The organism is Paenibacillus solanacearum (assembly GCF_910593845.1).
Classification (GTDB): domain Bacteria; phylum Bacillota; class Bacilli; order Paenibacillales; family NBRC-103111; genus Paenibacillus_G; species Paenibacillus_G solanacearum.
Map to the genome: position 1 here is coordinate 1 of NZ_CAJVAS010000088.1, position 5,907 is coordinate 5,907.

At 43.2% G+C, this 5,907-nt stretch carries 7 protein-coding genes; 4 read left to right on the forward strand and 3 right to left on the reverse strand.

What is annotated here, in order from left to right; genetic code table 11:
* Window positions 1–255: 255 nt before the first annotated feature.
* Both KXG62_RS34320 and KXG62_RS33525 read left to right on the forward strand, forming a co-directional pair.
* Window positions 256–489, forward strand: coding sequence for a hypothetical protein (locus tag KXG62_RS34320; RefSeq protein ID WP_246627763.1), 234 nt, complete (start codon window positions 256–258; stop codon window positions 487–489).
* Window positions 486–647, forward strand: a complete 162-nt coding sequence (locus tag KXG62_RS33525) for a hypothetical protein (protein ID WP_218096347.1) — start codon at window positions 486–488, stop codon at window positions 645–647. Before KXG62_RS34320 ends, KXG62_RS33525 begins: the two co-directional genes overlap by 4 nt.
* Before the next feature lie 97 nt (window positions 648–744).
* Here the strand turns inward: KXG62_RS33525 and KXG62_RS33530 are convergent, their stop codons facing one another.
* On the reverse strand, window positions 745–1,728 hold the full coding sequence (locus KXG62_RS33530) for a helix-turn-helix transcriptional regulator (protein ID WP_246627764.1): 984 nt from the start codon (window positions 1,726–1,728) through the stop codon (window positions 745–747).
* Between the two features lie 149 nt (window positions 1,729–1,877).
* Here KXG62_RS33530 and KXG62_RS33535 point away from each other — a divergent pair, with 149 nt between their 5' ends.
* A complete protein-coding gene (locus tag KXG62_RS33535) occupies window positions 1,878–2,357 on the forward strand; it encodes a GyrI-like domain-containing protein (RefSeq protein WP_218096348.1) in 480 nt (159 codons plus the stop codon).
* Window positions 2,358–2,379: 22 nt separating this feature from the next.
* The gene (locus KXG62_RS33540) at window positions 2,380–2,856 is read left to right on the forward strand and encodes a GyrI-like domain-containing protein (RefSeq protein WP_218096349.1); all 477 of its coding nucleotides are present in this window, start codon (window positions 2,380–2,382) and stop codon (window positions 2,854–2,856) included.
* 952 nt (window positions 2,857–3,808) lie between these two features.
* On the opposite strand, the gene KXG62_RS33545 is transcribed toward KXG62_RS33540, so the two are convergent.
* Together KXG62_RS33545 and KXG62_RS33550 are read right to left on the reverse strand one after the other, a co-directional pair.
* Window positions 3,809–4,537 carry a DUF6602 domain-containing protein gene (locus KXG62_RS33545; protein ID WP_218096350.1) on the reverse strand — a complete coding sequence of 243 codons (729 nt, stop codon included), beginning with the start codon at window positions 4,535–4,537 and terminating at the stop codon, window positions 3,809–3,811.
* A gap of 18 nt (window positions 4,538–4,555) precedes the next feature.
* Entirely contained in the window at window positions 4,556–5,773 is a 1,218-nt protein-coding gene (locus KXG62_RS33550; RefSeq protein ID WP_246627765.1) for an AAA family ATPase, read from the reverse strand.
* Between the last annotated feature and the right edge of the window lie 134 nt (window positions 5,774–5,907).

Sequence of the window (5,907 nt, forward strand, 5' to 3'; positions counted from 1 at the left end):
CTCGGGCATCCTATTGCCATTTTTCAAATTGACACTATTCAAGAAGATATCTCTTTGTAGCTCTTCGTGGTATCGCTCCGCAGTCTGGTTTGGTGCTAAGAGATACATTTACGTAAAAAAAGACTGCCAGATGATGCTGCCTTCAGTCCGGACAATCTGCACATCCTTGTTCAGACCGTCTTTCAATTTCTAGTACGATTTCGACAGTACCTCACGCCTGGAGACAAGCAATTTGAGCCGCTGCTGGAGAACGCCATGCAAAAGGAATTGTATCGTCTCCTGCTCCAATGGCTAAAATCAGGGCCTAAACAGAGCATCCCCCAAGAAAAACTGGAAGCTCAGGCTCTTGTGGTCAGTTGGGGCCTATTCGGATCGGCCCTACAGTGGAGCAGGGAAGTTCAAGCCCGCACGCTGGAGTCGATGGTCGAAGAGGTTATCGAGGTTGTAACGGTTAATTTAGGCGCTTTTTGGGAGCAAGCAACCGGATGAGCTTGAACGTGAATGGCCGCAATCTCCTGCTAGCAACGGAATCCCACCCAGAAAGCCTAATCCGCTTAAGCACCTTTCGGGAAAAACTTGCCACTATTTGTGAAAGTGTTCATCGTATCGGCTTTAATGCGAAATATCAGAACGCCGCAGCGCGCTGATATTTCGCATGTTATATAGAGTGAACGCTAAAATTTTTGAGGTTGCTGCGGCACCAAGCCAACTCGGGCTCGCGAACGTGGTAGCCCGGTTATTGGCTTAACGTGTTTTTGATAAAGTATCAGCACTTCCCCTTAACCGCTCTTCCAAAATCAAACGCAGCTCATCAGGAATCCGTTCAAACTCGACCCCCTTCCCCAAAAACAAAAGCCAATCCGCATAATACTCTAGCGTCTCAACGTCGGTCACATCCAGTTGAGCATTGAAAATCCCACTCGACTGGAACATCCCTGTAAAGGACAAAATAATCCCCGGCGGGTGCAAGCGCTTAAAGCGCTGAATCCCAGTCGTATCGAGCTTTACAATCAGATTGGACTCACGTGCGCCAAGCCGTTTTTTGCTTAAAATCTCTTGCTCAGACCGCCTCATCTTCTGCTCTGAAATGGCCGAATCCCGCAGCATCTCAACAGGCAAATAACGAAACTCATCGGTATCAAGATCATAAACCTCGACGAGCCAACGAGCGTTTGAGTTAAAAATATGAATCAAAAAAATATCCATCAACTGCGGCCAGCCAGGACTCGGCTCATACGTCAAGCGCAAGTGCTTATCCCGCGCGGCAAGCGAAATCAACTGGTTCAACTCCGCAGGCGCCGCATCATCGAGTTCCAAAAGATTCGGATTAGCAGGATTTGTATTTTCAAAAAGCAAAATATTATTTAGCTCGATCAGTTCGTCGTGCTGGGTTTGCGACGCGATGCCGATGAGTTTTTCAGTGATGGAGCGGCGATTTTGCAAATAAGGCAGCTGCGAATTTTTCGAGGCAATAAAGCTGATAAATATCGCTTTTAGCTCTTCTGGCGTAAAACGAACGGCGGACAGATACTGATTTTGCAGGACGTTGTAGCCGCCTCCGCGCCCAAGCTCGGTCGTCAGCGGAAAACCCATCGCCTGAATCTCGTTAATGTCGCGGATCGCGGTCGCGCGAGAAATCTTGAACTCCCGCTGAATCTCTGCAATCGTAAAATGCGCGCGGTTATTGATGAAGCGCATGATCAGGTTCACTCGTTCTGTCTTTTTCATGATTTTATTGTATCAGAAATGTAGCACCGCCACTGATTTTGATTCTGTTTTTGCAATACTTTTTGATACTCGATAAAAGGTATCGTTTTTTGATACATTTAGGCAATAGTATCAATCTTGTAAAAACAAATCGCTAAGGAGAGATCAAGATGTCTAACTACTCCATCCAAACCATTTCAGAAAACTACAAAATGACGGCTTTCGGTGTTTTACTTGAAGACTACAACGACTGGGCAGGCAATGCAGCAAAAACGGCAGCGAAAAAAGTTGAAATCACTGAAAACGGCAAGCTTGCCGAACTTCTCGCGCTCGCTGACGGGCAAGAATATCAAATCAACTACGTCATCGACGGCAAGGCTTGGCGCGGCTTCGGCGTGATGGGTGCATACGACGTGGAAGGCGCGGCCGTCCTTGACTTCCTCGCTGGGGACTACCTCGTGGTGCCTGGCACAGGCGCTGACAAAGACCGCCTTGCTGACGAAATAACAGGCAAAGTGTTCGGTGGCTTGCTGCAAGAAATCACAGACTACAAATACGTTGGTCCTGGTAACTCAACATGCGTCAAAGCAGCTGAAAATGGTACATTCTACGGCGAAATGTGGCTTCGTGCCAAAAAAATAGCAGGCTAATCTCAGCCAAAGGAGCACTCCCATGACAAATTACACAGTTGAACATAAGAAATCATTTACATTGACCGCTTATGGTTTTTCAATTCAATCCAATTTCCAAGACGCGCCAGCTTTGCAGAAGGAAAAAGCAGCGTTTTGGGGAGGACTCAAGGCTGACGGGCGGTTTGATAAGCTCAAATCGGCCGCAAAAGATGATCGCGAATGGTCGGTCAACGAGGTTTATCAAGGCAGACCGTGGAATTATTTCGCGGTAGAAGCTAGCAAATCGGTGGCTGACGCAACACGCATCATCGAGTTTCCAGACAGCGAGTACATCGTGCTCGCAGGAACCGGCGACAAGGAAACTCTGTTTGATCAGTTGACTTATCGTGCTTTTGGCGAAGTCTTGTCACAAAACACGGACTATGCTTACATCGGCGGTCCCAATGCGACTTATCGCAAAGAAAACGGCGATGGCACTTTCTACGGCGAATTTTGGGTTCCTGTGGTTAAAAAATAGTAGGATTTGACTAAAGGGCCACCGCCGAAGCACATGCGGATGGCCCTTTTTAAGTTCGCTTTTTTTAAGACACCTTTAGAAACCGCCTCTGGTAATACGAGCGAAACTGATTGAATCTGGGCCCTTGCTGTATCCGTACTTGAAATTCAATTAACCCCCCATCTTGTGATGGAAACTTGCGACTGGGGAGAAAAAATTCGCCGTCACTTATGATACGGTTCCCCGTATCATCTCTAAGGCGAAACTTTGTGACGCGGCCGCCCAAAAATTTCACCTTTGTAAGATAAGGAGTAAATTCCACAATTTAATAATTTATGCATTACAAAGTGAAGCAAAATTATTAATCTCGACTGATATTCCACATTAATCTCTGGTTGTCTTTCTTGAGAATATAACACTCATTATTTGAATAAAAATGATAAATCCAGCCATGCTTAATGATAGCATAGAGAAAAACATCGTGAGCTTTAATAACCAGTTTGAGCTCGATAAGTTAATTTTTATTTCAAAAATGTGTAAATAAAACAACGAAGCAATTGACCAAAAGGCTATTGTCATCCAATAATTAATTGCCTTATCCTTCACCTTGAGCCTTATATGATGAACATCGCCGTTATATCCAAATCTCGTCCAATAAAATTCATAGACTGTTATAATTATAAAGAATATAACAAACATTATTCCACTTAATACATATAGGAAATATGATAAGCTCTTTACATATTGCATCCATGGTTGTACCCTTGTCATAAAGGCCAATGAATTAACATGATTTATGAATGATCTATAATCATCTGGCATAATCAATTTGGCAAAATAAATAAACATAGCAATCACTATAAGCAAAATGGCGAACTGCAATATGGAGAACCCTTCGATTTTCTTCTTAATAAGATCTTTTATCATAAAATCTCCTTAGCAAACATGGAATACTGCATGAAACGTTGCTTGACTATATTGAATTGAGTGCCTTTGCGTACTCCTCAATATCCATTGCAGGTGCTGTACCAAGTTTTTGCAACTCGGTCACCAGTCTAAAAAAGAAAAATATTAGGGTTTCTTCACGTGAGCTGAATTCAATGTTTGACTTGCCATCATAACTCACTGAGAAAGATCCCTCTTGAAGTACACATCCTAAGTCCATGTGTTGATGGCTTTCCAAAGCTAGAATATGTTTTTTACTCGTATCGCTGAAAGCCGGGCTAAAGTCACTGCTCAGGCAAATAAACCCAGATAGGATACGAAAATGCTCTTTTTTTGACCTTCCTCCTAGATGATATATCTCTGCTGAAGTTCGATTCAGTCGACGTACACTTTCAAACTTCTCTCCCGCGTATTTAATATTTTCAGTATTCAAACTTTGTTTCACTTCAAAGATTGCATACACACTTTCAGCTGGAATATAAGATGTTCCTTTATCGACGTAAACAAAAGGCGTATATTGCTGATCATAGATTACTAGGTCCAACTGATCGCTGATTTGATTGCTCGAATCCACAACAAATGCTTTCCCTACCTTATATCTTTTAGGCAGATATGCTTCTAACCATTCAATCCACTTGAGTTCAGAAGCATCACCCTTCGCGCCTGGATGATCGATTATCACTCGACTAGCCTCCAATGTCGAGATCATTTGCTGCTGCAATTTATAAAATATCTCCATAAGATTTATTTTTTTCACGTTGCGCCCCTTCTTTCTCTATTTAGATTCCCTAAAGGGAGGAGTAGCTTGAATACGACCGACCGTGTCCATTACAATATTAAAAGTAACTTTTTGATCAGGAAAGGCAGATAACACCACCTCCGGTATAAGCCGTGTTACTAAATCAGAATACGTGAACCCGAAGTTACGACCATCTACGTCTCCTGTTATTTCAGCTAAATGCTCAATCTCCTTGTCTTGAATACCTAGATCTTTTAAATACTTTTCGAACACATGGATTCGCTGTACCCCATTTGGTCTTACAAAGTTATGAATCATAGCTGCCCGCCGTTTAATGGCGGGATCTAAAGATTGAACACGATTCGTACAAAACACCACCATCACTGGATATTGAGAATTCCTCACTTTATCTATTCCTTGAATAAGCGCGTTAACGCCTGCCCGATCCTCATGATGCATCTGATTTTCTTCGCGACTCTGCGCTAATGAGTCGGCCTCATCCAATAGCAATATGACAGGAGTTTTATATTTTTCGGCTAGTGAAGATGCGTCTGCAAATACTTTTGAGATTAACTTGCTCATTTCTCCAACTACCCCGTTTCCTCTGCTTTTCATGCTCACTCTTGCAAGTAAAACTTGTTTTTGGATGGAACGGGCAATATCATCCCCAAAAGTTTCTGCAAATTCGGTCTTTCCAGTCCCTACGTCACCTTCAAAGATAAAAAACGGATACCGATCACGAAAAATGGAGAGTGCATGAATGACTTTGGAATGATGGCGGTGACTCCATTTTTCAAGCGCTTCGGGTGCAAGCCACACGGATGCTTCTTTTCGTATTTTATTCTTCAGTTCATCAAGCCCTACTAACCGTTGATACCGCTGTTGAACTGCTGTCTGAGGTAGTTGTATGACTTCTTCAAACACATTCGCGTCGAAATTCACGTTTAACGTACCACCCTTCAATGGCTCAATACTGATTGTCAATTCCCGGCTTGTACGACCCAGAGATACGAATTCTTTTAATACCCTTTTAATTTCCAAATCGGTCTTCGAATCCCTTACCGTTCCCGTAAAGCGATCTGCAACAAGGTGTTTTATAAGGGAAATTGCACAATCGAAAACATCACCTTGGGATTGTTCCGCTTGCATCAATATATCATCCAAGTTCACAGTTAGTTCACCTAAGTTAACCGAGTAGTCATCTATGGCCTTAATCCGCATGTTATCCTCCCAAAACCGATCGTTGTATTCCATAGTTTCCTCCGGAATCACGTCTGTTGAATAACCACAAAATGGTAGAAAAAAAGCCGTCAACCCGGTAAACTGTTTGTACCCCTACAAACAAACCGAAAGGTGACGACTCCATGAAAAAGTCTACCACGATCCTG